A 23,532-nucleotide genomic window follows, 5' to 3' on the forward strand; every position below is an offset into this window, starting at 1 on the left:
AGCTGGAAACTCATTTCGAGGTCGGCTTCGACGGTGCGGGGACCAGCCCCATGCACCGCTGCACCTCGCCGGGGACGTTGTAGGTCCGCATGATATGGCGGCTGTCGCGCAGGCCGGTCGCCTCACGTTGCACCACGAACATCCAGAGCGCCTGGCCGGCTTCCATCACCAGCTTGCGCCGGACCGGCTGCATCGAAGCAGGCACCTCCGCGGCAGCGTGCGCGGCGTCGAACTCGCGCAAACGCGTGAGCGCCTGTTCGAGTGTACGGCCCATCCGGCCAAGCGCGGAGGCCTGTTCCTGGACGATCTCATAATGGAGGATATCGACGGGCGGGCGAAGATCACGAGACATGAGCCCAAATATAATGGCGCCGGAGCGGCCGACGCAACGCGCGTCCTGCTTGCCGTTATTTCGCGCGGTACGCCGCCAGAAACATCCGCGTCGCGCTGTCGACCACCTCGATCATGCGTTCTTCCGACGGCGCGGGTGCGGCCTGGAAGACGAAGGGCAGGAACAGTGAGGCCTTGCACAGTTCCATGAACTGCGACGCCGCAAGATCGCTATCGTCGATCTTGAGATCGCCGGACGCGACGTGGGCCTTGAGATAGTCGGAGAGGCGGTTGATGGTCTTGTCCAGCACGCGCAAATAATAACGGCGGCCGACATCGGGCATGCGCTCGGCGATCGCCATCACGGTGCGGATCGCCGATCCGCCGCCGGGCCGGCAAAGTAGGTGGATGTAGGCGCGGCCGAAATCCCTCAGCGTGGTCTCAGCGTCGCGCGCGGGATCGAAATTGAACACGACCTGGCCGAACTGGAGCGCCTCCTGCTCGAGGATGGCTTCGAACAGGGCGCATTTGTCGGCGAAGTAGACGTAGAGCGTGCCCTTGGAGACCTGCGCGGCACGCGCGATCTCGCCCATGCTGGCGCCGTCAAAACCGAGATCCATGAACACCTTGCGGGCACCGTCCAGAATTTGGCGGCGCTTGGAGCTGTCCTCCTCCGGAATGACGTGCAGATGTTCGCGACTGGCTACAACCATTGGTTCAGCGTCTCGGAAGGTTTTTGCATTGGGCCCGGACTATGAAACCCAAATAGAGGATTCGGGCCAGTAGGGTCCCGCCCGGCATATTATGTATGTTGACCGAACCGTTCGGTCAATGGTATTTGGAATGGCGGGAGGGAACCGGTCGCAGGACGGCCGTCCTTGATCGCGCTTTATTTCGGGGAGGCCTTTATGGCCGTATCGAGAGACCAGGCTGCGCGCGTCCTTCACCAGGAAACGGTGGAGACGCCGGAGCAGGCCGGCAGCGAGGCTGCGACCGAGAAATCTGCCGTGCTTGCCGAGCAGTTGCGCTCTCATGTGGCCGAGGAAACCAAGCGCCGCACCGCTCAGGCGCCGGAGAAGCCCGTGACCGACAAGCCGGCCACGCCTGTGCTGGACGCGTCCGCCGCCGCTGGCGCGCGGAAGTCCGGCAAGCGCAAGTTCGTCCTGACGGGTGTTGGCCTCGTGCTGGCGCTCGCGGTCGCGAGCTATGCCGGCTACTACACGCTGGTCGGCCGTTTCCACATCGCCACCGACGACGCCTATGTCCGCGCCAACAACACCATGCTGGGCGCGCGCGTTGCCGGCCACATCTCTTCGATCCTCGCGGGCGACAACACGACGGTGCGCGCCGGGGACATCGTCTTTCGTATCGATGACGGTGACTACAAGATCGCGGTCGATGCCGCCGCGACCAGGATCGCCACCCAGCAGGCCACTATCGATCGCATCGGCCGCCAAATTGCAGCGCTCGACAGCCAGGTTGCGCAGGCCAAGGCGCAGCTCGTCTCCGCCGAAGCCGGCCTCAAGCGCGCCGATCTCGATTATGAGCGCCAGCAGGCGCTGAACAGCAAGGGTTTTGCCTCGCGCGCTACCTTCGAGAGCTCCGAAGCCGGACGCGACCAGGGCGCCGCCGCGGTCAAGGCTGCGCAGGCCGCTTACGACGTCGCCGTCAGCAATGTCGATGTCGCCAAGGCGCAGCAGGCTGAAGCGAAGGCGCAGCTCGCCGAGCTCAAGACCTCGCTCGCCAAGGCCGAGCGCGATCTCGCCTTCACCGCGGTGCGCGCGCCGGTCGACGGCACGTTCTCGAACCGCCTGGTCAGCGCCGGCGACTTCGTCGCGGTCGGCCAGCGTCTCGGCAACATCGTCCCGCTCAATGACGTCTATATCGACGCCAATTTCAAGGAAACGCAGCTCAAGCGCATCCGTCCCGGCCAGCCGGTGACGATCAAGGTCGATGCCTACGGCATGCGCAAATTCTCCGGCGTCGTCGACAGCATCGCGGCGGGCGCGGGCTCGGTGTTCACGCTGCTGCCCCCTGATAACGCCACCGGCAATTTCACCAAGATCGTGCAGCGCGTGCCGGTCCGCATCCGCGTGCCGAAGTCGGTCGCCAGGCAGAACCTGCTGCGCGCCGGCATGTCGGTCTACGCGAGCGTCGACACCAACAAGGGTGCGGCCGACGCCGACAGCGAGATCGATCTCGACGATCCCACCATGGTCCATCCGCAGTAGGCGCTTCAAGCGCTGCGAGGTCAGACCATGGCGAACGCCACGACTGCTTCACCTGCCATGATGGGCAACCCCGCATCGGAGCGCATCGCGCCGAAGCGGCTGTTCGCCTTCGTCATCATGGTGTTCGGGATGTTCATGTCGATCCTGGACATCCAGATCGTCTCGGCCTCCTTGAGCGAAATCCAGGCCGGATTGTCGGCGAGCTCGAGCGAAGTGTCCTGGGTTCAGACCGCCTATCTGATCGCTGAAGTCATCGCGATCCCGCTGTCGGGATTCTTGTCGCGCGCGTTCGGCACGCGGCTGTTGTTCGCGATCTCGGCGGCCGGCTTCACCGCCTCGAGCCTGCTCTGCGGCTTTGCCACGACCATCGAGGAGATGATCCTCTGGCGCGCGCTGCAGGGTTTCCTCGGTGCAGGCATGATCCCGACGGTGTTCGCCTCGGCCTACACCGTCTTCCCGCGTTCCAAATTCCACATCGTCGGTCCCATCATCGGCCTCGTCGCAACGCTGGCGCCGACCATCGGGCCGACCGTGGGCGGCTACATCACCGATCTGATGTCGTGGAACTGGCTGTTCTTCATCAACATCGTGCCCGGCATCGCCATCACCCTGGGCGTGCTGGCGCTGGTCGATTTCGACGAGCCGCATTTCGAGCTGCTCGATCGTTTCGACTGGTGGGGCTTGATCTTCATGGCCGGCTTCCTCGGCACTCTGGAATATGTCCTCGAGGAAGGCCCGCAATATGAATGGATGCAGGACACCTCGGTCGCGATCTGCGCCTGGATCTGCGCGATGTCGGCGATCGCCTTCTTCTGGCGCGTCTTCACGGCGGCCGAGCCGATCGTCAATTTGCGCACCTTCTCCAATCGCAATTTCGCTGTGGGCTGCGTGCTGCAGTTCTGCATTGGCATCGGCCTCTACGGCCTGACCTATATCTATCCGCGCTATCTCGCCGAAGTGCGCGGCTACAGCGCACTGATGATCGGCGAGACCATGTTCGTCTCCGGCATCACCATGTTCCTGGTTGCGCCTCTGGTCGGCCGCCTCATGGTGAAGTTCGACATGCGCTACATGATCGCGTTCGGCCTCATCGTGTTCGCGATCGGTTCCTACCAGATGACCTGGATCACGCGCGACTACGATTTCTACGAGCTGCTCGTGCCGCAGATCCTGCGCGGCGTCGGCATGATGTTCGCGATGGTGCCGACCAACAACATCGCGCTCGGCACGCTGGAGCCGGACCGGGTCAAGAACGCGAGCGGCCTGTTCAACCTGATGCGCAATCTCGGCGGCGCCGTCGGCCTCGCCGTCATCAACACCGTGCTCAACGACCGCACCGATTTGCACATCACCCGTCTCCAGGAGCGCGTGACCTGGGGCAATGCGGCCGCGACCGAAACCCTGACCATGTTCATGCAGAAATTTCAGGGGCTCGGCGATGCCACACTGATGGCGATGAAGCAGCTCAGCCAGCTCGTGCACCGCCAGGCGGTGGTCATGAGCTTTGGCGACGCCTTCCTCATGCTGACACTGTTCTATCTCGGCCTCAGCCTGCTGGTCACACTGCTGAACAAGCCGGCGTCGATGGCCGGCGGCGGCGACGCGCACTAATTTGCAACACTCGTGCGTGATCTCGCGCGAGCCCCGTTGCAAATCACCAACTCCACATCTATAAAGCGCACCTCATTCATTGAACCGGGGAGGGATTTGCATGATTTCGTCGCATTCGCAGATCGCACGCCCGCGCTCGGTGAAGTTCTGGCTCGGTATGTGCTCGGCCTCCTAGAGGCCCTTTCCGCCAGCTTCGATTGGGCTCCAGGTCCCGATCACACCGCTTCCCAAGTTAAAGCCAATCTTAAGTGACGCCGCCTCGGCCCTCGCGGCCGGCTTGCGTCCATCGATGGAGCCGGCTCGCAAAAAGCGGCCGGATGATGCCATGACCGCTCTGTCAAAAAAGCCCGCGGCGATACGCGTGGTGCTGCCCTTCGTGTTCCGGCACTGGCTGAACCAGCCGGGGCGCGGCCTCGTCGTGGCCGGCAGCCTGCTGGGGGCGACCATCGCCGACCTGTTCATGCCGGTCTTCTCGGGACATTTGATCGATGCGCTGACCCGCGGCCCGTCTGATCCCGATGCGCGCCATGCGGCGCTGGTTGCGTTCGGCGCCATCGTGGCGCTGGGCGCGGCTTCGATGGTGCTGCGACTCGCAGGCCTCCAGGCCATCGTGCCGTTCACGTTGAAGATCATGTCGGACGTCGCGCAGGACGCATTCATGCGCGTGCAGCGCTTCTCGACCGACTGGCATGCGAACGCCTTCGCGGGTTCGACCGTGCGCAAGATCACGCGCGGCATGTGGGCGCTTGATCTGCTCAACGACACCATCCTGCTCGCGCTTCTGCCTTCCCTCGTCGTGTTGATGGGGTCGATGGTCCTGCTTGGCGCGCACTGGGCCTCGCTCGGCGCAGTGATCGCGCTCGGCGCGCTCGCCTATGTCTCGATGACGGTGCTGTTCTCGACCCGCTACATCGCGCCGGCCGCGCGTGTCTCCAACGCCTGGGACACCAAGGTCGGCGGCACGCTGGCGGACGCATTGACCTGCAATGCCGTGGTGAAATCCTTCGGTGCGGAAGCGCGCGAGGACGCGCGGCTTGGCCGCGTCATCAGCCGCTGGCGCGTGCGGGTGCGGCGGACCTGGTTTCGCTACAACTACACCGCTATGTCGCAATTTTCGCTGCTGCTGTGCCTGCGCGGCTCGGTGATCGGCGGGGCGGTCCTGTTGTGGATGTCCGGGCATGCCTCGCCCGGCGACGTCACCTATGTGCTGACGAGCTACTACGTCATCCATTCCTATTTGCGCGACGTCGGCATGCACATCAACAACCTCCAGCGTTCGGTGAACGACATGGAGGAGCTGGTGGCGATCCATGACGAGCCGATCGGGATTGCGGACGCGGTCGACGCGCGACCGACCGCGATTGACGGCGGCGAGATCGTGTTCGACGACGTCACGTTCCATTATGGCGGTCATCGCGCGCCGCTCTATGACGGACTGTCGCTCACGATCCGCGCCGGCGAGCGCGTCGGCCTAGTCGGCCGCTCCGGCTCCGGCAAGACAACCTTCGTCAAGCTGGTACAGCGGCTCTACGACGTCTCTGATGGCCGCGTGCTGATCGACGGGCAGGACATTGCTCTCGCCACGCAGCAATCGCTGCGCAGCCAGATCGCGATCGTGCAGCAGGATCCGATCCTGTTTCACCGCTCGCTCGCCGAGAACATCGCCTATGGCCGGCCCGGTGCCAGCCTGGAGGCAATCGAGCGGGCAGCGCGGCTGGCCAATGCGCACGATTTCATCCTGCGCCTGCCGAAGAGCTACGGCACGCTGGTCGGCGAGCGCGGCGTGAAGCTGTCGGGCGGCGAACGACAACGCGTGGCGCTGGCGCGCGCTTTTCTGGCGGATGCGCCGGTGCTGATCCTGGACGAGGCGACTTCGAGCCTGGATTCTGAATCGGAGGCGCTGATCCAGCAGGCGATGGAGCGGCTGATGAAGGGCCGGACCTCGATCGTGATTGCGCACCGGCTGTCGACGGTGCGCAGCCTCGATCGCATCCTGGTGTTCGACCGCGGCGCGATCGTCGAGCAGGGCACGCACGCCCTGCTCGCAGGCAAGCCCGGCGGCATCTATCGCGGCCTGTTCGAGCGCCAGGTGGTGGAGCTCGGGCACGTCGCAGCGGCGGAATGAGAAATGGCGCACGGCTGACGGACGAAGGTCCGGAAAGCCGCGACGCCAGGGAATGGACGACATGAAAGATCTGACGAACGGCTCCATCGCGAAGCACATCCTGGCCATGGCACCGCCGATCATGGTCGGCATGGTCACGATCATGGTTTGCCAATTGGTCGATCTGTACTTCGTCTCGGGGCTAGGCGAGGCGGCGATCGCGGGTGTCGCTGCGGCCGGCAACGCCGGCTTTCTCGTCAACGCCCTGATGCAGGTGCTCGGCGTCGGCGCGGTTGCTTTGATTGCACACGCCGTGGGCCGCAAGGACCGCGGCGACGCCAATCTCGTCTTCAACCAGTCGGTCGTCCTGTCAGTGCTGTTCGGGCTGCTGACGCTGGTGGCGGGCTTCGCACTGTCGCGCCCCTATATGCGCGCGGTTGCGGCCGACGAAGCCACGGTTGAAGCCGGCACGATCTATCTGCTCTGGTTCATGCCGGCCTTGGCGCTGCAATTTGCGACGCAGGTGATGGCGTCTGCATTGCGGGCGACCGGCATCGTGCGGCCGAGCATGCTGGTGCAGGCGCTCGCCGTGGCCATCAACATCGCGCTGGCGCCGGTGCTGATTTCGGGCTGGGGCACCGGGCATGCGCTCGGTGTTGCCGGAGCCGGGCTTGCCAGCTCGATCGCCGTGTTCGTCGGCGTGCTGATGCTGCTCGGGTATTTCCTCAAGCTGGAGCGTTACGTCGCGTTCCATCCTGCGCAATGGCGGCCGCAGCTTCGGCAATGGAAGCGGATCCTCAATGTCGGCCTGCCCGCGGGCGGCGAGTTCGTGATGGTCTTCATCATCATGGCGTGGGCTATTACGTGCTGAGCGTTTTCGGCCCGGCGGCGCAGGCCGGATTTGGCATCGGGACGCGTCTCCTTGGCCTGATCCAGATGCCGGCGCTCGCCGTCGCCCTCGCCGCAGGGCCGATCGCCGGCCAGAATTTCGGTGCAGGCAACGGCGCGCGGGTGCGGGAGACTTTCGTCAAAGCGGCGCTCATCGCGACTGCCGTGATGGTCATTCTCCTGATCCTCGCGCAGCTCGCGCCAGGCCTGTTGCTTGCCGGCTTCTCGAATGATCGAGAGACAATGGCGGTCGCGTCGCTCTTTCTGCGGATCGTCTCGCTCAACATGATGGCGCAGGGGCTGATCTTTACCTGCTCCAGCATGTTCCAGGGGCTCGGCAATACCAAGCCGGTGTTGTGGACCTCGGCAACGCGGGTCCTGACCTATTCCCTGCCGTCGATCTGGCTCTCGACGTGGCCGGGCTTCCGGATGGAGCACGTATGGTATTTGTCGATCGCGACGACAACGCTTCAGGCCGGCTTAAGCGTCTGGCTGTTGCGCCGCGAGTTCAGCAAACGCCTCGTACTGCCGCCGCGAGAGAACGTTGCGGAGCCAACGCTTGTCGAGCCGGCCGTGCCACCCGTGCGCGAGCCCGCGTAGCGACGGTTTGAACGGACGCGCGCTTGTCCCCCACCCACGGCCGTGGGGATGGCGCGAATCTACCGGGGATCGGAATGACCGAGCTGTTGACCGAGTAGGGGCGAGCGTCCTGGCTCTCCGCGATCTGGGCGGCGCGTTACCGCACGCCGGCCCGCTTCGTCGCTCTGGTCGCGCTGCTACTGCCGTGGACCACCACCGGGCTGACCTTTGCACTCGTGTCCTGGCTGATCGCCTTCGCGTTCGTGGATCTCAGGGAGTTTCCGCGCTCATTGCGGCGCCCGATCTGCCTCCTGCCGATCGGACTGGTCGTTCTCGCCGTCGCCGGGATGCTCTGGTCGGATGCGCCATGGCCTGAGCGAGCCCATGCGATCGGACCGCCGGCGAAGCTCCTGGTGATTCCGCTGCTGATCTATCAGTTCGAGCGCTGGCCCCACGGCAACTGGGTGTTTTCCGCGTTCCTGGCGTCGTGCGCGGTGTTGATGCTGTATTCCTTCGCCGCCGCGATCGACCCCGCACTGTCGCTGAAACTGTATCTGTCGCGCGGACCCTACAAGGTCGAGAGCGGGATCGCGGTCCGCAACTATATCGACCAGAGCCAGGAGTTCGCGCTCTGCGCGATCGCGCTGGTCTATCCGATCGTGACGCTGGTCCGCCGGGGTCCGCATTCGGATCGCGGCGCTGTTCGCCATATCGGCGATCGGCTTCCTTGCCAACATGATGTTCATGGTGGTCTCGCGCACGGCGCTGGTGACGCTGCCGATCCTGCTCGCGGTGTTTGCGCTGCTGCATCTGCGCTGGCGGGCGGCGCTCGTCGCCGGCGGAGCGACGGCGTTGGTCGCCGTATCGCTCTGGGCCGTGTCGCCGCATCTGCGCGCGACCGTCGGCAAATTCCAGAGCGATTATGAAAGGAGCTTGGAGGCCGAGAACAATTCGATCAGCGGCATGGGCTCACGTCTGGAATACTGGCGGAAGTCCCTGGGATTCATCGCCGACGCGCCGCTGATCGGGCACGGCACCGGCCCGATCCGAGGCCTGTTCGCAAGTGTGGCCGTCGATGCGGATATCGATCCACTGCGCGGCGAGGTCGTCAGCAACCCGCACATCAGACCCTCAGCGTTGCCGTGCAGTGGGGCGTCGTCGGAATCCTGGTGGTGCTCTATGCGCTGTGGCTTGCGCACCTTCTGATGTTTCGCGGCGAGGGGCTGGCCTGCTGGATCGGCATGCTGATCGTGGTGCAGAACATGCTGTCCTCACTGCTCAACACGCATTTGTTCGATTTCACCTCGGGCTGGATCTACGTGCTCGATGTCGGCGTCGCCGGCGGCATGGCGCTCGCTGCGAAGAAGACACAGAGCTAATGCGCGCCAAAGCTGTTCCAGACGAGGCCGAGACCTGACAGGAACAAGAGGCCGAGCACGACATCGCCGAAATGTTTGTCGCTCAGCGCGTGATAGACGCGCGCACCGGCCCATGCGCCGATCAGCGTGCCCGGGAAGGCGACCAGCGCGAGCCAGACCACCTTGAAGGCGACGAGGCCTGACGCCGTCTGCAACACCAGCGCGGTGGCGAGCACCGTGGAATTGAAGAGCTGGAAGATGCCGCGGCGCTCGTGCTTGTTCCAGCCGCGGATATTGGCCCACAGGATCGGCAGCGGTCCCGACAGGCCGGCCAGGCCGCCCAAAATGCCGCCGGCAAAGCCGATTGCGCCGTCGGCGATCCGGCCGCCGAACGTGACGGCGAGCGGCCTCTTGTTCAGGTAGAGAGCCGTTGAAAAAATCAGGATCAGCACGCCGACGCTCAGCTTGAACACTTTTGGATCGGCGGAGGCGACCATCATGGTCCCGAGCGGCACGCCAATCAGTCCTCCGATCAGGAATGGCCAGACCAGCGACAGGTCAAAACTCTTCCACATCGACGGCAGCGTCGAGCTCTGCGCGATCACCGAGCAGATCAGCACCAGCGGCACCGCGAGCGAGGGCGGCAGCACGTAGAGCCAGATGCCGAGCGCCATCAGCGCCGTGCCGAAGCCGGCCAGCCCCGAGACGAAGCCGCCGGCCAATGCGCCGAACAGCAGCAGCGCGTAAGTGAGCGTTTCCAACAGATTGTCCTTGTCGCAATGGGCGATACCGAACTGTTGATCGCCACCGCCCGCATAGCACGGTTGCGGCCGTGCAGGTCAATTTCAAAACCGCACGCAAGCGTGATCCCCACCGGTGGGCGTTCGCGAAAGACAGGCCTACATGATGGCCGTAGCTGAATCTGGGGGCCCGCCCGACGCGATGATGCGCTCCGATTGGCCTCTCCCCGAACGAGATGATGGAGAACGACCATGACCCGCACGAAGATTGCCGTTGCGGCCGCGCTGCTGTCTGCTGCGGCCCTGATGCCGACCATGGCGCAGGCGCAGTTTTCCGAGCCCGCGGCCTATCAGGCCGCCCATCCCGATCGCGATGTGCTGAATGGCGGCCAGCTCACGCCTGCGGCGCGCGCGGCTCTCGGCCAGCAGGGAACGCCGAGCGATGCCTATGCATCGCAGGCCTATCCGTCAGCCGTTGCGCCGGTGGTCCGCTCGCGCCATCGCCATCGCCATCGGCAATAGTAAGCGGCTCATTGGTTAAGCATGATCATTCTCGGACAACCGCTGCACACTTTTCCGGATCATGCTTTAGACGATCTGCCTGGTGTCGGCGGGTCTGTGCAGCGCGCCGACCAGGATGCGCAGCGCTTCCGTCAATTCCGCTCGATTGCGCGCTGCGCCGAGCGAGACGCGCGCTGCATGCGGCGGTGTTCCGTTCACAGTGAAAGCATCGCCGCCGACGACTGCAAGACCATTCCGCAACAGATGCGCGGCGACGTCGGGACGGCCATCCGGCAGCCGCAGCCAGAGATGATGCGCGGCTGGCTTGGCCAGGAACCGAAAGCCTTTCAGCGCGCGTTGGGCAAGCTGCTGGCGGCCGACCGCCTCGTTGCGGATGGCGGTGATGATGCGATCGGCGATGCCGTTCTCGATCCAATGCGTCACCAGCGCTACCATCAACGGCGCCGGCATCTGCACGGTGGCCTGCAAGCAGGCACGCATGTCCTGCTGCGCGGCGTGGTCGGGAGCGACGAGGTAAGCGACGCGCAGCGCCGGCGCGATGCATTTTGAGAGCGTTGTCGCAAGATAGGTCCGCTCCGGAATGAGGTTTGCGATCGGCGATGCCGAACGGTCGAGCAATCCGTAGGCATCGTCTTCGATCAGCGCCGTATCGGCTTCGCTGATGATCTTTGCGATCGCGTTGCGCCGTTCGGCGGAAAGCGTCGCGGTGGTCGGATTGTGCAGCGTTGGAATGAGATAGACGGCTTTCGGTCGGTGCGTGCGGCACGCCTTCGCAAGTGCATCGGGCAGGATGCCGCCGTCATCCATGGCGACGCCAACGAGCTTGACGCCGAGCTGTGCCGCGGCGGCCTTGATGCCGGGGAAGGTGAGGGCTTCCGTCAGCACGATTTCGCCGGGCCGCGCCAGATGGGCGAGCAGGTTGAACAGGATCGTCTGTGCGCCCGGAAAGATCACGACTCTGTCGGCCTGCGCGTGCGGAACGCGTGCACGCATCCAGCGTGCCGCGACCTCGCGCTCATGCGCGCTGCCGCCGGGCGGCTGATAGTTGAGATGCGCGGTCAGGCCCGATTGCGCGCGGACGGCTTCCATTCCCGCGATGATGCGCTCGTCGAGCTGGGCCTCGAGTGGATGCGGCGGCACGTTCATCGAGAGGTCGATCGCGACGGGGTGGGGCATGTCGACCGCGCGGCGCGCGCTGGTCTCCGATACGAAGGAGCCTCGTCCGACCCGGGCTTCCATGATGCCGCGGCGCCGCGCCTCGGTGTAGGCGCGCGTCACCGTCGTGAGATCGATGCCGAGCACTTTGGCCAGCGCGCGCTGCGTCGGCAGTTGCTGGCCGCGCACCAGCCGGCCCGCGGCGATGTCGGCCTCCATGGCCTCGACGATGCGCTGGTAGCGCGGCCCGCTCAGCTCCGAAATTGTAGGGGTCCAATCCATGCAATATAGCCCATTCTCCTTTGAATGTATGGATAGAGGATATTATTGTATGGATCGGCGAAAAGGAAGAGGTGTGGTCATGGCGACCAATTCAGTTTCTCTGGCGAAGGCGATGTGGCGCGGTTTTCGCGGCAAGTGCCCGAACTGCGGCGAAGGGCATCTGTTCGGCCGTTTCCTGAAGGTCACCGATACCTGCGATCATTGCGGCGAGGAGCTGTTCCACCAGCGCGCCGATGACCTCCCCGCTTATCTCGTGATCGTCGTGGTCGGCCATCTCGTGGTGCCGGCGATCCTCGCGGTCGAGACCGCCTATGCGCCGGCAGTCTGGTTGCAGCTGGCGGTGTGGCTGCCAATGACGCTGTTTGCTTCGCTGGCACTGTTGCAACCGACCAAGGGCGGCATCGTGGGACTGCAATGGCAGATCGGCATGCACGGCTTCGAGGCAAGCAAGCTGCGGCGCGAGCTTGCGCCGGTGCTGGTGAAGGTGGACACGCGCGCGGCCTGAGCGGCAGCGTTTACATCGCGCGCTCGGCCCCTACACTCCATCGTACAAACAAGAACGATGGAAACACCGATGGCCGCACGCTCGAAGACTTTTCTGCTCTGTCATGGCGCATGGTCCGGCGGTTGGGCCTTGATTCGTCATTGCGGGGCGTGCGCAGCACGAACTATGAATGCGCAATTGCGCATCATGGCTCTCGCTTCGCGAGCCCCGGAATGACAGCCGGGCCAAAATGGTGAGGGGCCCGATGCGGTCAGCATCGAACCCCTCGTTGCAAGATATCAGCCGGCCTGTAAGCCGGGTTCTGTAGGGCACCGTCCGCTTGCGCGAACGATACGTGACGGCCATTCCTCTGGGACCATGTTTGCACATGGCCTCGAGCAACCTACCCGGACGGCGGGCCTGACATCGCCCCGCGGCGTTATCGCTTGCGCGAACAGCCCGCTACGCCGTCCCTATTCGGTTTTGCTCCCGGTGGGGTTTACCATGCCGGCTCCGTTGCCGCAGCCGCGGTGCGCTCTTACCGCACCTTTTCACCCTTACCTCGCCAAAGCCCCCGAAGGGGCGACGGCGGGCGGTTCGTTCTCTGTGGCACTTTCCCTAAGGTCACCCTCGCCGGACGTTATCCGGCACCGTATGTCAAGGGAGCCCAGACTTTCCTCCCCGGCGGCCTTTCGGCCCCTGCCGGAGCGGCCGTCCGGCCGACTGACGGCTTACGCATGGGGCATTTGTGACGGTTCCGTCAAGCGGAGATCGCCGCGCACGCGGTCGTCAAATAATTTATCCTGAAGATGTCGTTTGGTGTGTGCCCCGTTCGACTGCATGTCGGCGATCCAGCCGAACAACAGGAGTAACCGATGCAGTATCTGCTGCTGATCTACCGGAACGAAGCGAAACTGATCAACATGACTCCCGAGGACCGGCAAAAGGTGTCGGCGGAGTACGGTGCTTATACCCAGTCCATCGTCCAGAGCGGCAACTTCAAGGCTGGCGATGGCCTGCAGCCGACCACGACGGCGACTACCGTCCGCGTGCGCGAGGGCAAGATCATGACAACCGATGGTCCGTTCGCGGAGACCCGCGAGCAACTCGGCGGCTACTATCTGGTCGAAGCCAAGGATCTCGATACCGCGATTGCACTGGCTGCGCGGATTCCGGAAGCCAAAGAGGGATCGATCGAAGTCAGGCCGGTCATGATCTACAAGTGATTTCGTCCACCGATATCGACAAGATCTTTCGCGACGAGGCGGGGCGGGCGCTGGCCACCCTGATCCGCCTCGTCGGCGATTTCGATCTCGCCGAGGATGCGCTTCAGGATGGCTTTGCGGTCGCGCTCGAGCGCTGGCCTGCGTGCGGGATGCCGGACAATCCGCGCGCCTGGCTGGTCAACGTCGCCCGCAACAAGGCGATCGATCGGGTCCGCCGCCAGATTGCGTTTCGCGGCAAGCAGCAGGCGCTCGTACACGAGCTCGAGCTGAACGCGCAGGCGCCCGACGAGACGCCGGCGATGCTCGACGATGATATGCTGCGGCTGATCTTCACCTGCTGCCATCCCGCGTTCGCGCCCGAGGTCCAGGTCGCATTGACGCTGCGCACCGTCGGCGGGCTCTCGACCTCGCAGGTCGCGCGGGCTTTCCTCGTCGGTGAGGAAGCGATGGCGCAGCGCCTCGTCCGCGCCAAGCAGAAGATCAGGCTCGCCGGCATTCCCTATGAGGTGCCCGAGCCCGACGCGCTGGCGCCGAGGCTCGACGGCGTGCTGGCCGTGATCTATCTCGTCTTTACCGAAGGCTATGTCGCGACCTCGGGTGCAGATCTGATGCGGGCCGATCTTGCGGTCGAAGCCATCCGGCTCGGCCGTTTGCTCGATCGGCTGATGCCCGATCGCGCCGGGATCAAAGGCCTGCTCGCCCTGATGCTGCTGCATGACGCGCGGCGCGCCGGGCGCGAGACCGCCGCCGGCGACATCGTGCTGCTGGAAGAGCAGGACCGCACGCTGTGGGATCGCGCGCAGATCGAGGAAGGTCTGCGATTGGTGGACGATGCGCTGCGCGTGCTCGGGCTGCCGCAAGCCTATGCGGTGCAGGCCGCGATCGCGGCGCTGCATGCGCGTGCGTCGAGCTTTGAGGAGACTGACTGGCCGCAGATCGCCGGACTCTATGAGGTGCTGCTGCGCATCAGCCCGTCTCCCGTGATCGAGCTCAACCACGCCGCGGCGGTGTCGATGGTCGACGGTCCGGACCGCGCGCTCGATCTCGTCGACGCGATCACCGCGCGCGGCGGGCTTCGTGGCTATGAGCCATTGCCGGCGGTGCGTGCGGATCTGCTGCGACGGCTCGGCCGCAAGGACGAAGCGCGCGAGGCCTATCGCGCGGCGACGGAAGCGACGCAACTGGAGCCGTTGCGGCGGCTGTATGCGCGAAGGATGAGGGAGATGGATTGAGTTTCGTCATGGCCGGGCTTGTCCCGGCCATCCACGTTCTTCCTGCGCGGAGACAAAGACGTGGATGCCAGGGACAAGCCCGGGCATGACGGAGCAAGAGGTACATTCGCGACGACGGATCCTATTTCGACGCCACCGCCGCCCCCTCCGCCGGGAGGCTCGCCAGCAGCGCCTGCAAGGTCGACAGCGTCGAGTGATCCGCGACGCCGTCGAGCCGCGCCGGGCGGAAGTGGCGCTGGAAAGCGGTGACGACTTCCATCGTCGCGGCGTCGTATTTACCGGTCAGCGGCACGCCGTAGCCATATCGGGCGAGCGCCTGCTGGAGGCTCAGCACCTCGTCGCTGATGGTGCCGAGCATCAGGCTCTCGCCGCGCACGACCGGCGCGGGTGTCACCCAATGGCCGACGCCGGAATTGGCCAGCGAATGCCATGGGAATTTCTCGCCGGGGTCCTTCTTGCGCGCAGGTGCGACGTCGGAATGGCCGAGCACCCGGTGCGCGGGCACCTTGCGGCGGAGCATGATGCCGCGGCACAGCGCGATTACGGCAGCAATCTGGCGCAGCGGAAACTCCGGATAGCCCCAGTCATGGCCGCGATTGATGATCTCGATGCCGATCGAGCAGGAGTTGACGTCGTCTTCGCCGGCCCAGGACGAGGCCCCCGCGTGCCAGGCGCGCCTTGACTCGGGCACGCATTGCACGATGCGGCCGTCCTCCAGCACGACGTAATGCGCCGACACTTCGGTGCCCGCGGTGCACAGCCTCGCCAGCGCACCCTCGACATCGGGCATGCCGGTGTAGTGCAGCACGATCATATCCGGCTGCCGTCCCTTGTTGCGGTCGCCATGATTCGGCGAGGGGATGATGTCGGAGACGGTCGAGGAATCCGGGTCGAACGTCCGCGTATTCGCCGCGGCCTTGGGAACCGGGAGAACGCGTTGACGCTTCGAATCAGATCCAGACGGCGTGGACGAACCGGACGACATAGACAGCTCAAGTCTGACAGAGAGTGGGCCAAGCCCTTCTCTTTACTATTCCTTTACCCTCCGCCGCGCGCAATCGCGCGGCGCGGTTAACGGATGCATTTTGGCGCATGTGTGTGGATGGAGCATCACCGCGGAGTCGGTTTATGACGCCAGGTCACTTTTTTGCGTCAAGTCACCTTTTCGACTTGGAGCGAGCCGATCAACGCTTTCTTAACGCTAAGGGCCGTTACTGAGGGATGAAGAGCCGACCCGCGTCCGGAGGCGGCCAAAGCGTTTTTGGCTCGAAATCCCATGGCTGCCCGACAAATTCCACTGGGAATACTGGGTTGGCGGCCCGGGATGACCGGGCTCGGTAACCATGCTGCACAAGGGTTGGGTCGTGGAACCGCCGCGACGCGGAATCATTCGAGGTGCTATGGGCTCGTTCGTCCCCGATCTGGCATCGACGTCAGGCTGGGCGTCCGGCAGGCGTGGCGCATGAGCTCGGCTCCGCATATCCCCGTTCTCGGCCGCGAGGCCATCGACCATCTCGCCCCGCGCGAGGGTGGTATCTATATCGACGCCACCTTCGGCGCCGGCGGCTATAGCCGCGCCATCCTCGACGTCGAGGGAACCCGCCTGATCGCGATCGACCGCGACCGCACTGCGATCGCGGGCGGTGCCGAGCTGGTCGAACGCTCCGCCGGCCGGCTGACGCTGGTCGAGGACCGCTTCTCCAATCTCGCCGAGGTCTGTGCGGCGCAAGGCCTCGATGTCGTCGACGGCGTCGTGATGGACGTCGGCGTCTCCTCGATGCAACTCGACCAGGCCGGCCGCGGCTTCTCCTTCCGCCTCGACGGTCCGCTCGACATGCGGATGGGGCAGGCAGGTCCGACGGCGGCCGACATCGTCGCGCGCGCTTCGGAAAGCGATCTCGCTGACATCATCTATCTCTTTGGTGAAGAGCGGCATTCGCGCCGCATCGCCCGCGCCATCGTGGCGGACCGGCAGGAGACGCCGTTCACCACCACGCGCGCGCTCGCCGATCTCGTCGGCAGGGTCGTGCGCTCAAAACCCGGCGATATTCATCCCGCGACAAGAACGTTCCAGGCCCTGCGCATCTTCGTCAATGAAGAGCTCGAGGAACTTCAGACCGCGCTTGCTGCCGCCGAGCGCGTGCTCAAGCCCGGTGGCCGCCTGGTGGTGGTCTCGTTCCATTCGCTGGAAGACCGCATCGTCAAGAATTTCCTTGGCGAGCGCTCCAGGACCGGCGGCGGCTCGCGGCATCTGCCGGAAGTGGCGCAAGTTCCGCCGAGCTTCCAGCTCCTGACGCGGCGGCCGGTGATCGCCGGTGAGGAGGAAGTTGCGCATAACCCACGCGCGCGTTCGGCAAAACTGCGCGCTGCCGAGCGCACCTCTGCGCCCGCGCACGAGGACGGCGAGACGTCGTCCTGGCCAAAACTCTCCGACGTGATGAGGGGCGGCTAGCGCATGCGCTTCATCCACCTTCTCGTCATCGGCGCGCTGATCTTTGCGGCAGCCTATGTCTACCGGATCAAGATGGACTCCACGGCGCGCACCGAGAAAGTGCTGCGGCTGCATGCGGAGATCCGCGAGCAGCGCGACGCCATCGCGGCGCTGCGTTCCGAATGGGCCAAGCTCGATGCGCCGCTGCGCCTGCAGGGCCTGTCCGACCGGCATCTGCAGCTCAAGCCTGTCAACGGCACGCAATATGATCCGCTGAAGAACCTGCCGGAGCGTCCGCCGCGGATGTTCAGGCCGGGCGAGCCGGATCCGATCGGGGCCATGCTCAACACCATCGAAGCCGCGAGCGATCCCGACACGGTGACGGGCTCGGTGACTCAGCCCGAGGACAAGCCATGAGCGCTGCCGTTCCGGCCAAACCAACTGAACCGTTGCGGCAGCGGCTGATCCGTAGCCTGCTCTACGGGCGCAATGTTGACCGCGCCGCGAAGGCGCGCGCGCGCGTCGGCCTCGCGATGCTGGCCTTCGCCGGGGTCTACATCCTGATCGGCAGCCGGCTCGTGATGTTTGCGATCGGCGCCGACGCCCACGGCGCGCGCCGTGCTGCTGCGCAGGAGGTGGTCGCGACCGCGCGGCCCGACATCGTCGACCGCAACGGCGCTATCCTTGCAACCGACGTCAAGGCGGCGAGCCTGTTCGGCGAGCCGCGCCGCATCATCGACAAGGACGAAGCGATCGAGTTGCTCACCGCGACAGTGCCCGACCTCGACGAGGCCGAGGTGCGCGAGCGCCTGTCGGCGCGAAAGGGTTTTGTCTGGCTGAAGCGCGAGATCACGCCGAAGCAGCAGCAGGACATCCACAAGCTCGGCATTCCCGGCATCGGCTTCCTGCGCGAGAACAAGCGCGTCTATCCGACCGGCAACGAGGTCGCCCACCTCATCGGTCTGGTCAACATCGACAATCAGGGCATCGCCGGCATGGAGAAGTGGCTGGACAATCAGGGGCTCGCCGATCTCCACCGCGCGGGCTTTGCCACCGACCGGCTGCAGAAGCCGATCGAGCTGTCGGTCGATCTGCGCGTCGAGCACGCGCTGCGCGACGAACTCCTGAAGGCCAAGGAGAAGTTCCACGCCAAGGCGGCTTCCGGCATCGTCTCCAACGTCAAGACCGGCGAGATCGTGGCGATGGTCTCGCTTCCGGATTTCGATCCCAACAATCCGAAGGAAGCGCACGACCCCGATCGCATCAACCGCCTGACCACCGGCGTCTACGAAATGGGATCGACGTTCAAAGCGTTCACGCTGGCGATGGCGCTCGATTCCGGCAAGATCAACCTGAACTCGTCGTGGGATGCGCGCGGAAACCTGCACTACGGCAAGTTCACCATCCATGACAGCCACTCGCTCGGGCGTTTCATCAACACCAAGGAAGTGTTCACCTTCTCGTCCAATATCGGCGCCGCGCGGATCGCGCTCGGCCAGGGGGTCGAGGCGCACAAGGCGTTCCTGGCCAAGATGGGACAATTGACGCGGCTGCGCACCGAATTGCCCGAGAGCGCGGCTCCGCTGGTGCCGCGCCGCTGGGGTGAGCTGAACACGGTCACCATCGCGTTCGGTCAGGGCCTGTCGGTAGCGCCGCTCCAGGCGGTGATGGGCATCAACGCCCTGGTGAACGGCGGTTATTTGATTCCGCCGACATTCATGAAGCGTAGTGAGTCCGAAGCTGCGGCGATGGCCAAGCGCGTGATCAAGCAGGAGACCAGCGACAAGATGCGGTTCCTGATGCGGCTCAATGCCGAAATCGGGACCGCAAAAACCGCCGACGTCAAGGGCTACTATGTCGGCGGCAAGACCGGCACGTCCGAGAAGGTCATCAATGGCCGCTATGCGAAGAAGCGGGTGCTCAACTCCTTCACCGCGATCATGCCCTGCGACGATCCGAAGTATCAGATACTGATCATGCTGGACGAGCCGCAGGCGCTGCCCGAAACGCATGGTTTCATCACCTCAGGCTTTAACGCGGTGCCGACCGGCGGCAAGGTGATCGAGCGGATCGCGCCGCTTCTGGGCATTGAGCCGCGATTCGACCTGCCGCCGTCCGAGCGCCTTATTCTTGCAGCATCCAGGACAACTCAGTAATCAACCGGGAAGGCCGTCGCCGCCGCTGAGTCGGGAGTTCCCTGGAGATTCGGCTTTCCGGCAGGGCATGTCGACTGGAAGACCATGAAGCTGCGCGACCTCCTGGGTCAGGACATTCCGGGCAATGATGCCGCAATCGGGCCCGCTGCCGCGGTGCTCGAGGTGACGGGTGTTGCGCTCGACAGCCGCGTGGTCAGGCCGGGCGATCTCTTCTTTGCACTCGCGGGCAGCAAGACCGACGGCACCCGCTTCACCGATGCCGCGATTGCCGCAGGCGCGGTGGCGGTCGTCGGTGATCACGCGCCGGCGGCGAGCAAGGTGCCGTTCATTACGGTCGCCAATCCACGCCGCGCGCTGGCGCTGACTGCTGCACGATTTTATCCGGCGCAGCCCGCGACGATTGCGGCGGTGACTGGCACCAGCGGAAAGACGTCGGTCGCCGCATTCACGCGGCAGATCTGGGAACGGCTGGGGCATGTCTCCGCCAGCATCGGCACCATCGGCCTCGTCTCGCCCAAGCGCACGGTCTACGGCTCGCTGACGACGCCGGATCCGATCGCGCTGCATCGACAGCTCGACGAGATCGCGCGCGAGGGCGTCACCCATCTCGCCGTCGAAGCGTCCTCGCACGGGCTCGACCAATATCGCCTCGACGGCGTGCGCGTCTCCGCCGGCGGCTTCACCAATCTCTCCCGCGATCACATGGATTACCATCCAACCGTCGCGCATTATCTCGCAGCAAAGCTCCGGCTGTTCCGCGAGCTGGTCCCGCCCGGCGGCGCGGCCGTGATTTCGGCTGATCACGACAGTTCGGCGGAAGCGATCGGCGCGGCGAAGTCGCGCGGTTTGCGCGTGATGGCGGTCGGGCGCAATGGCGACGGGGCAGGCGAGGGCATTCGTCTCGTGGCCGCCGAGGTCGATGGCTTTTCGCAAGTCCTCGCGCTCGAGCATCGCGGCAAGCGCTCTTCGATCCGGCTGCCGCTGGTCGGCGAATTCCAGATCGAGAATGCGCTGGTGTCGGCCGGCCTTGCGATCGGCACCGGCAGTGACGCGGCGAGTGTGTTTGCGAGCCTCGAGCATCTCGAAGGCGCCAAGGGACGTCTCGAACGCGTTGGCGAGCGCAATGGCGCGCCGATCTTCGTCGACTACGCGCACAAGCCCGATGCGCTGGCGAAGGCATTGCAGGCGCTGCGGCCTTACGCCAAGCGCAGGCTGGTCGTCGTGTTCGGCGCCGGCGGCGACCGCGACGCCGGCAAGCGTCCGATCATGGGCGAGATCGCGGCGGAGAATGCCGACCGCATCATCATCACCGACGACAATCCGCGCAGCGAGAAGCCGGAAGCCATCCGCGCCGCGATCCTCGCCACCGCAAAAGGTGCCCGCGAAATTGGTGACCGCGCAGCGGCGATCCGCACCGCGATCGGGGAGTTGGAGGATGGCGATGCGCTGCTGATCGCCGGCAAGGGACACGAGACCGGGCAGATCGTCGGCGGCGAGGTTTTGCCCTTCAGTGATCACGAGGCGGTCGCCGCCGCATTAGCGTCGAGGATTGCATGAGCGCGCCGATATGGACGGTTGCCGAAGTGGCGCGTGCGCTGGGCGCCGCCGGATCATTCCCGGACACGCCGATCGACTTCGTCACCCAGGACAGCCGCCTGGTGAAGCCGGGCAGCCTGTTCGTCGCGCTGAGCGGCACGCCGAGCGGCGGCTTCATCTCGGCCTTCGCCAGTGCGCGCGACGGCTGGGAGTTCGCGGACAAGGCGGAAGCCTCGGGCGCTGCCGCGATGATCGTGCCGCACGAGATCGCGGGCATCGGCATTCCGCAGATCATCGTGAAGGACACGCTGATCGACGGCCTCTGGGGCCTCGCACGCGGCGCCCGCGCGCGCTTCAACGGCCCGGTGATCGGGCTCACCGGCAGCGCCGGCAAGACCAGCACCAAGGAATTTCTGGCGGCCTATCCGAACGCCTATGCCAGCCCGTCGAGCTTCAACAATTTCTGGGGCGTGCCGCTGACGCTGTGCAACGCCAGGCCCGACGCCAGCCTCTGGGTCGTCGAGATGGGCATGAACCAGACCGGCGAGATCGCGCGGCTCAGCGAATTGACGCGGCCGACCGTCGCGCTCGTCGTCAACGTTCAGCCGGTGCATCTGGAAAAGCTCGGCTCGCTCGAAGCCATCAGGCGCGAGAAGGTGTCGATCGCGCTCGGCCTGCCCTCGGACGGCGTGCTGGTGCTGCCCGCCGGGATCAAGGCGCCCGAATGGAAGGGCAAGGTCGTGCGCTTCGGCGAGCACGCCGAGGTGCACGAGGTCGCGCACGCGCCGCACGGCGAGAGTTGGCAGGTGGTGGCCGCGATCGGCAAGAAAGAGATCGCCTTCAGCCTCACCCCGGGCGCACCGCACCGCGTGCAGAATGCGCTCGCTGCGTTGGCTTCGATCCGCGCAGCGAACCTCGATGTGGCGACGCTCGCGGTCAAGCTCGACCGGGTCGGCATCATGACCGGCCGCGGCGTCGAGCAGGCGGTTGGCGGCGTCACATTGATCGACGACAGTTTTAACGGCAATCCGGCCAGCGTGGCTGCTGCGCTGCAAAGCCTCCAGGCGCGCAACATGACCGGCGGCCGCCGCATTGCGGTGCTCGGCGACATGCTGGAACTGGGCGATGATGCTCCAAGCTACCATACCGGCCTCGCCAGGCATCTCGAAGGCATCGACGGCGTCTACTGCGTCGGGCCGCTGATGCGTCAGCTGTTCGAGGTGCTTCCAGCCGGCAAGGGCCTCGGCTGGCACGACGATCCCGCCACGCTGAGGCCGGGCGAGGTCGCAAATCTGCTGAGGGCAGGCGATGTCGTGGTTGTCAAGGGCAGCAAGAAGATGTTCTGGGTCAACAAGTTTGTGCCGGGCCTAGTGGCCGCCTTGCAGGCAAAGGCGTAAACTGCTTGGAAGGCGCTGTTCCCGAATCCCACCCCTTGCGGCGCGAAGCCGTCCGTTTTCCCAGAGGTCGCCCGACCCCATGATGAAGACCAGCGAATGCGCATGAGGCACGCAAGGCCAAGGTTAAGCCAAGGCGACGTGCGAAAGGCGCCATAGGACCATCTGAATGTTTTACTGGCTGATCGAGCTCTCCAATACATTTCCGGGCTTCGGTGCCGTTCGCACCTTCCTGAACGTCTTCCGCTACATCACCTTCCGCACCGGCGGCGCCGTCGTCACCGGCGCGCTGTTCGTGTTCCTGTTCGGACCCTGGATCATCGACCATCTGCGCATCCGCCAGGGCAAGGGCCAGCCGATCCGGGCCGATGGCCCGCAATCGCATCTCGCCAAGAAAGGCACGCCCACCATGGGCGGGCTGATGATCCTGTCCGGCCTCACGGTCGGCACCGTGTTGTGGGCCAATCCGCTCAACCCCTACGTCTGGATCGTGCTGGCAGTGACGCTCGGCTTCGGGTTCGTTGGCTTCTATGACGATTATCTCAAGGTGACCAAGCAGACTACGACGGGCTTCGGCAGCAAGCTTCGCCTGCTGATCGAGGCGGCCATCGCGCTGGTCGCCTGCTACGCACTGGTGCGGCTGAACCGCGATCCCGCGTCGACCGCGCTGACGATTCCTTTCCTGAAGGACACCGTGCTGCATTTCGGCTGGTTCTTCGTCGCGTTCGGCGCCTTTGTCATCGTCGGCGCCGGTAACGCGGTGAACCTCACCGACGGTCTCGACGGCCTTGCCATCGTGCCTGTGATGATCGCGACCGCGAGCTTTGCGATGATCGCCTATCTCGCCGGCAACGCGGTGTTCGCCGATTATCTCCAGATCAAATATGTCGCCGGCACCGGCGAACTGGCCGTGCTCTGCGGTGCGCTGCTGGGCGCCGGCCTCGGCTTCCTCTGGTTCAACGCGCCGCCGGCCTCGATCTTCATGGGCGACACCGGCTCGCTTGCGCTCGGCGGCATGCTGGGTGCGATCGCGGTGGCGGTGAAGCACGAGATCGTGCTCGCGGTGATCGGCGGCCTGTTCGTGCTGGAGGCGGTCTCCGTCATCGTGCAGGTCGTATCGTTCAAGCTCACGGGCAAGCGCATCTTCCGGATGGCGCCGATCCATCACCATTTCGAGCAGCTCGGCTGGACCGAGCCGCAGATCGTGATCCGCTTCTGGATCATCTCGGTGATGCTGGCGCTCGCCGGCCTCTCGACGCTGAAGCTGCGGTGA

General features: G+C 65.0%; 18 protein-coding genes, 1 other RNA gene and 2 pseudogenes. 15 read left to right on the forward strand and 6 right to left on the reverse strand.

What is annotated here, in order from left to right:
• Positions 1 to 10: 10 nt before the first annotated feature.
• Both IVA80_RS12995 and IVA80_RS13000 read right to left on the reverse strand, forming a co-directional pair.
• Complete coding sequence (locus tag IVA80_RS12995; RefSeq protein ID WP_247430021.1) at positions 11 to 352, reverse strand: DUF6665 family protein; 342 nt, start codon at positions 350 to 352, stop codon at positions 11 to 13.
• Positions 353 to 407: 55 nt separating this feature from the next.
• Positions 408 to 1,043: a TetR/AcrR family transcriptional regulator gene (locus IVA80_RS13000; RefSeq protein ID WP_247430023.1), complete on the reverse strand. Its 636-nt coding sequence runs from the start codon at positions 1,041 to 1,043 to the stop codon at positions 408 to 410.
• 195 nt (positions 1,044 to 1,238) lie between these two features.
• Between IVA80_RS13000 and IVA80_RS13005 the strand changes: the two genes are divergently transcribed.
• From IVA80_RS13005 to IVA80_RS13025, 5 genes and pseudogenes are all read left to right on the forward strand, one after another.
• Positions 1,239 to 2,561: an HlyD family secretion protein gene (locus IVA80_RS13005; RefSeq protein WP_247430026.1), complete on the forward strand. Its 1,323-nt coding sequence runs from the start codon at positions 1,239 to 1,241 to the stop codon at positions 2,559 to 2,561.
• Positions 2,562 to 2,588: 27 nt separating this feature from the next.
• Positions 2,589 to 4,172, forward strand: coding sequence for a DHA2 family efflux MFS transporter permease subunit (locus IVA80_RS13010; protein ID WP_247430030.1), 1,584 nt, complete (start codon positions 2,589 to 2,591; stop codon positions 4,170 to 4,172).
• A 325-nt stretch (positions 4,173 to 4,497) separates the two neighbouring features.
• Positions 4,498 to 6,297, forward strand: coding sequence for an ABC transporter ATP-binding protein (locus IVA80_RS13015; RefSeq protein WP_247430033.1), 1,800 nt, complete (start codon positions 4,498 to 4,500; stop codon positions 6,295 to 6,297).
• Between the two features lie 61 nt (positions 6,298 to 6,358).
• Positions 6,359 to 7,764: pseudogene (locus IVA80_RS13020) on the forward strand (MATE family efflux transporter).
• 122 nt (positions 7,765 to 7,886) lie between these two features.
• Positions 7,887 to 9,122 (forward strand): annotated as a pseudogene (locus IVA80_RS13025) (O-antigen ligase family protein).
• Here the strand turns inward: IVA80_RS13025 and IVA80_RS13030 are convergent.
• Positions 9,119 to 9,862 (reverse strand): sulfite exporter TauE/SafE family protein, encoded by a 744-nt coding sequence (locus tag IVA80_RS13030; RefSeq protein WP_247430036.1) that lies wholly within the window; start codon positions 9,860 to 9,862, stop codon positions 9,119 to 9,121. The pseudogene IVA80_RS13025 and the gene IVA80_RS13030 overlap by 4 nt on opposite strands.
• A gap of 231 nt (positions 9,863 to 10,093) precedes the next feature.
• Between IVA80_RS13030 and IVA80_RS13035 the strand changes: the two genes are divergently transcribed.
• Positions 10,094 to 10,363, forward strand: a complete 270-nt coding sequence (locus IVA80_RS13035; RefSeq protein ID WP_247430039.1) for a hypothetical protein — start codon at positions 10,094 to 10,096, stop codon at positions 10,361 to 10,363.
• A gap of 66 nt (positions 10,364 to 10,429) precedes the next feature.
• Here IVA80_RS13035 and IVA80_RS13040 read toward each other — a convergent pair whose 3' ends face one another.
• A complete protein-coding gene (locus IVA80_RS13040; RefSeq protein WP_247430045.1) occupies positions 10,430 to 11,800 on the reverse strand; it encodes a PLP-dependent aminotransferase family protein in 1,371 nt (456 codons plus the stop codon).
• Positions 11,801 to 11,849: 49 nt separating this feature from the next.
• On the opposite strand from IVA80_RS13040, the gene IVA80_RS13045 reads away from it, so the two are divergent.
• The gene (locus IVA80_RS13045) at positions 11,850 to 12,305 is read left to right on the forward strand and encodes a DUF983 domain-containing protein (protein WP_256467375.1); all 456 of its coding nucleotides are present in this window, start codon (positions 11,850 to 11,852) and stop codon (positions 12,303 to 12,305) included.
• A 274-nt stretch (positions 12,306 to 12,579) separates the two neighbouring features.
• Here IVA80_RS13045 and rnpB read toward each other — a convergent pair.
• An RNA gene (rnpB, locus tag IVA80_RS13050) (RNase P RNA component class A) lies at positions 12,580 to 13,011 on the reverse strand.
• Between the two features lie 148 nt (positions 13,012 to 13,159).
• Between rnpB and IVA80_RS13055 the strand changes: the two genes are divergently transcribed.
• Both IVA80_RS13055 and IVA80_RS13060 read left to right on the forward strand, forming a co-directional pair.
• Positions 13,160 to 13,510 (forward strand): YciI family protein, encoded by a 351-nt coding sequence (locus tag IVA80_RS13055; RefSeq protein WP_247430051.1) that lies wholly within the window; start codon positions 13,160 to 13,162, stop codon positions 13,508 to 13,510.
• Complete coding sequence (locus IVA80_RS13060) at positions 13,510 to 14,742, forward strand: RNA polymerase sigma factor (protein WP_247430135.1); 1,233 nt, start codon at positions 13,510 to 13,512, stop codon at positions 14,740 to 14,742. The genes IVA80_RS13055 and IVA80_RS13060 overlap by 1 nt, the downstream gene beginning before the upstream one ends.
• Positions 14,743 to 14,863: 121 nt before the next feature.
• Here IVA80_RS13060 and IVA80_RS13065 read toward each other — a convergent pair whose 3' ends face one another.
• Positions 14,864 to 15,727: an N-acetylmuramoyl-L-alanine amidase gene (locus tag IVA80_RS13065; RefSeq protein WP_247430054.1), complete on the reverse strand. Its 864-nt coding sequence runs from the start codon at positions 15,725 to 15,727 to the stop codon at positions 14,864 to 14,866.
• Positions 15,728 to 16,204: 477 nt separating this feature from the next.
• Here IVA80_RS13065 and rsmH point away from each other — a divergent pair, with 477 nt between their 5' ends.
• From rsmH to mraY, 6 genes are all read left to right on the forward strand, one after another.
• Positions 16,205 to 17,194, forward strand: a complete 990-nt coding sequence (gene rsmH, locus IVA80_RS13070; RefSeq protein WP_247430057.1) for a 16S rRNA (cytosine(1402)-N(4))-methyltransferase RsmH — start codon at positions 16,205 to 16,207, stop codon at positions 17,192 to 17,194.
• A 3-nt stretch (positions 17,195 to 17,197) separates the two neighbouring features.
• Complete coding sequence (locus IVA80_RS13075; RefSeq protein WP_247430060.1) at positions 17,198 to 17,590, forward strand: hypothetical protein; 393 nt, start codon at positions 17,198 to 17,200, stop codon at positions 17,588 to 17,590.
• Positions 17,587 to 19,329, forward strand: coding sequence for a penicillin-binding protein 2 (locus IVA80_RS13080; protein ID WP_247430063.1), 1,743 nt, complete (start codon positions 17,587 to 17,589; stop codon positions 19,327 to 19,329). Before IVA80_RS13075 ends, IVA80_RS13080 begins: the two co-directional genes overlap by 4 nt.
• Before the next feature lie 84 nt (positions 19,330 to 19,413).
• Complete coding sequence (locus tag IVA80_RS13085; RefSeq protein ID WP_247430065.1) at positions 19,414 to 20,886, forward strand: UDP-N-acetylmuramoyl-L-alanyl-D-glutamate--2,6-diaminopimelate ligase; 1,473 nt, start codon at positions 19,414 to 19,416, stop codon at positions 20,884 to 20,886.
• Positions 20,883 to 22,262, forward strand: coding sequence for a UDP-N-acetylmuramoyl-tripeptide--D-alanyl-D-alanine ligase (gene murF, locus IVA80_RS13090; protein ID WP_247430068.1), 1,380 nt, complete (start codon positions 20,883 to 20,885; stop codon positions 22,260 to 22,262). The genes IVA80_RS13085 and murF overlap by 4 nt, the downstream gene beginning before the upstream one ends.
• Before the next feature lie 166 nt (positions 22,263 to 22,428).
• Positions 22,429 to 23,532: a phospho-N-acetylmuramoyl-pentapeptide-transferase gene (mraY, locus tag IVA80_RS13095; protein WP_247430071.1), complete on the forward strand. Its 1,104-nt coding sequence runs from the start codon at positions 22,429 to 22,431 to the stop codon at positions 23,530 to 23,532.

This window comes from Bradyrhizobium sp. 139 (assembly GCF_023074175.1).
Classification (GTDB): domain Bacteria; phylum Pseudomonadota; class Alphaproteobacteria; order Rhizobiales; family Xanthobacteraceae; genus Bradyrhizobium.

What these genes read in the sequence shown, in the direction of transcription:
- IVA80_RS12995 (WP_247430021.1), bottom strand. Translation starts at nt 352, where the DNA reads ATGTCTCGTGATCTTCGCCCGCCCGTCGATATCCTCCATTATGAGATC.
- IVA80_RS13000 (WP_247430023.1), bottom strand. Translation starts at nt 1,043, where the DNA reads ATGGTTGTAGCCAGTCGCGAACATCTGCACGTCATTCCGGAGGAGGAC.
- IVA80_RS13005 (WP_247430026.1), top strand. Translation starts at nt 1,239, where the DNA reads ATGGCCGTATCGAGAGACCAGGCTGCGCGCGTCCTTCACCAGGAAACG.
- IVA80_RS13010 (WP_247430030.1), top strand. Translation starts at nt 2,589, where the DNA reads ATGGCGAACGCCACGACTGCTTCACCTGCCATGATGGGCAACCCCGCA.
- IVA80_RS13015 (WP_247430033.1), top strand. Translation starts at nt 4,498, where the DNA reads ATGACCGCTCTGTCAAAAAAGCCCGCGGCGATACGCGTGGTGCTGCCC.
- IVA80_RS13035 (WP_247430039.1), top strand. Translation starts at nt 10,094, where the DNA reads ATGACCCGCACGAAGATTGCCGTTGCGGCCGCGCTGCTGTCTGCTGCG.
- IVA80_RS13040 (WP_247430045.1), bottom strand. Translation starts at nt 11,800, where the DNA reads ATGGATTGGACCCCTACAATTTCGGAGCTGAGCGGGCCGCGCTACCAG.
- IVA80_RS13045 (WP_256467375.1), top strand. Translation starts at nt 11,850, where the DNA reads ATGGATCGGCGAAAAGGAAGAGGTGTGGTCATGGCGACCAATTCAGTT.
- IVA80_RS13055 (WP_247430051.1), top strand. Translation starts at nt 13,160, where the DNA reads ATGCAGTATCTGCTGCTGATCTACCGGAACGAAGCGAAACTGATCAAC.
- IVA80_RS13065 (WP_247430054.1), bottom strand. Translation starts at nt 15,727, where the DNA reads ATGTCGTCCGGTTCGTCCACGCCGTCTGGATCTGATTCGAAGCGTCAA.
- rsmH (WP_247430057.1), top strand. Translation starts at nt 16,205, where the DNA reads ATGAGCTCGGCTCCGCATATCCCCGTTCTCGGCCGCGAGGCCATCGAC.
- IVA80_RS13075 (WP_247430060.1), top strand. Translation starts at nt 17,198, where the DNA reads ATGCGCTTCATCCACCTTCTCGTCATCGGCGCGCTGATCTTTGCGGCA.
- IVA80_RS13080 (WP_247430063.1), top strand. Translation starts at nt 17,587, where the DNA reads ATGAGCGCTGCCGTTCCGGCCAAACCAACTGAACCGTTGCGGCAGCGG.
- IVA80_RS13085 (WP_247430065.1), top strand. Translation starts at nt 19,414, where the DNA reads ATGAAGCTGCGCGACCTCCTGGGTCAGGACATTCCGGGCAATGATGCC.
- murF (WP_247430068.1), top strand. Translation starts at nt 20,883, where the DNA reads ATGAGCGCGCCGATATGGACGGTTGCCGAAGTGGCGCGTGCGCTGGGC.
- mraY (WP_247430071.1), top strand. Translation starts at nt 22,429, where the DNA reads ATGTTTTACTGGCTGATCGAGCTCTCCAATACATTTCCGGGCTTCGGT.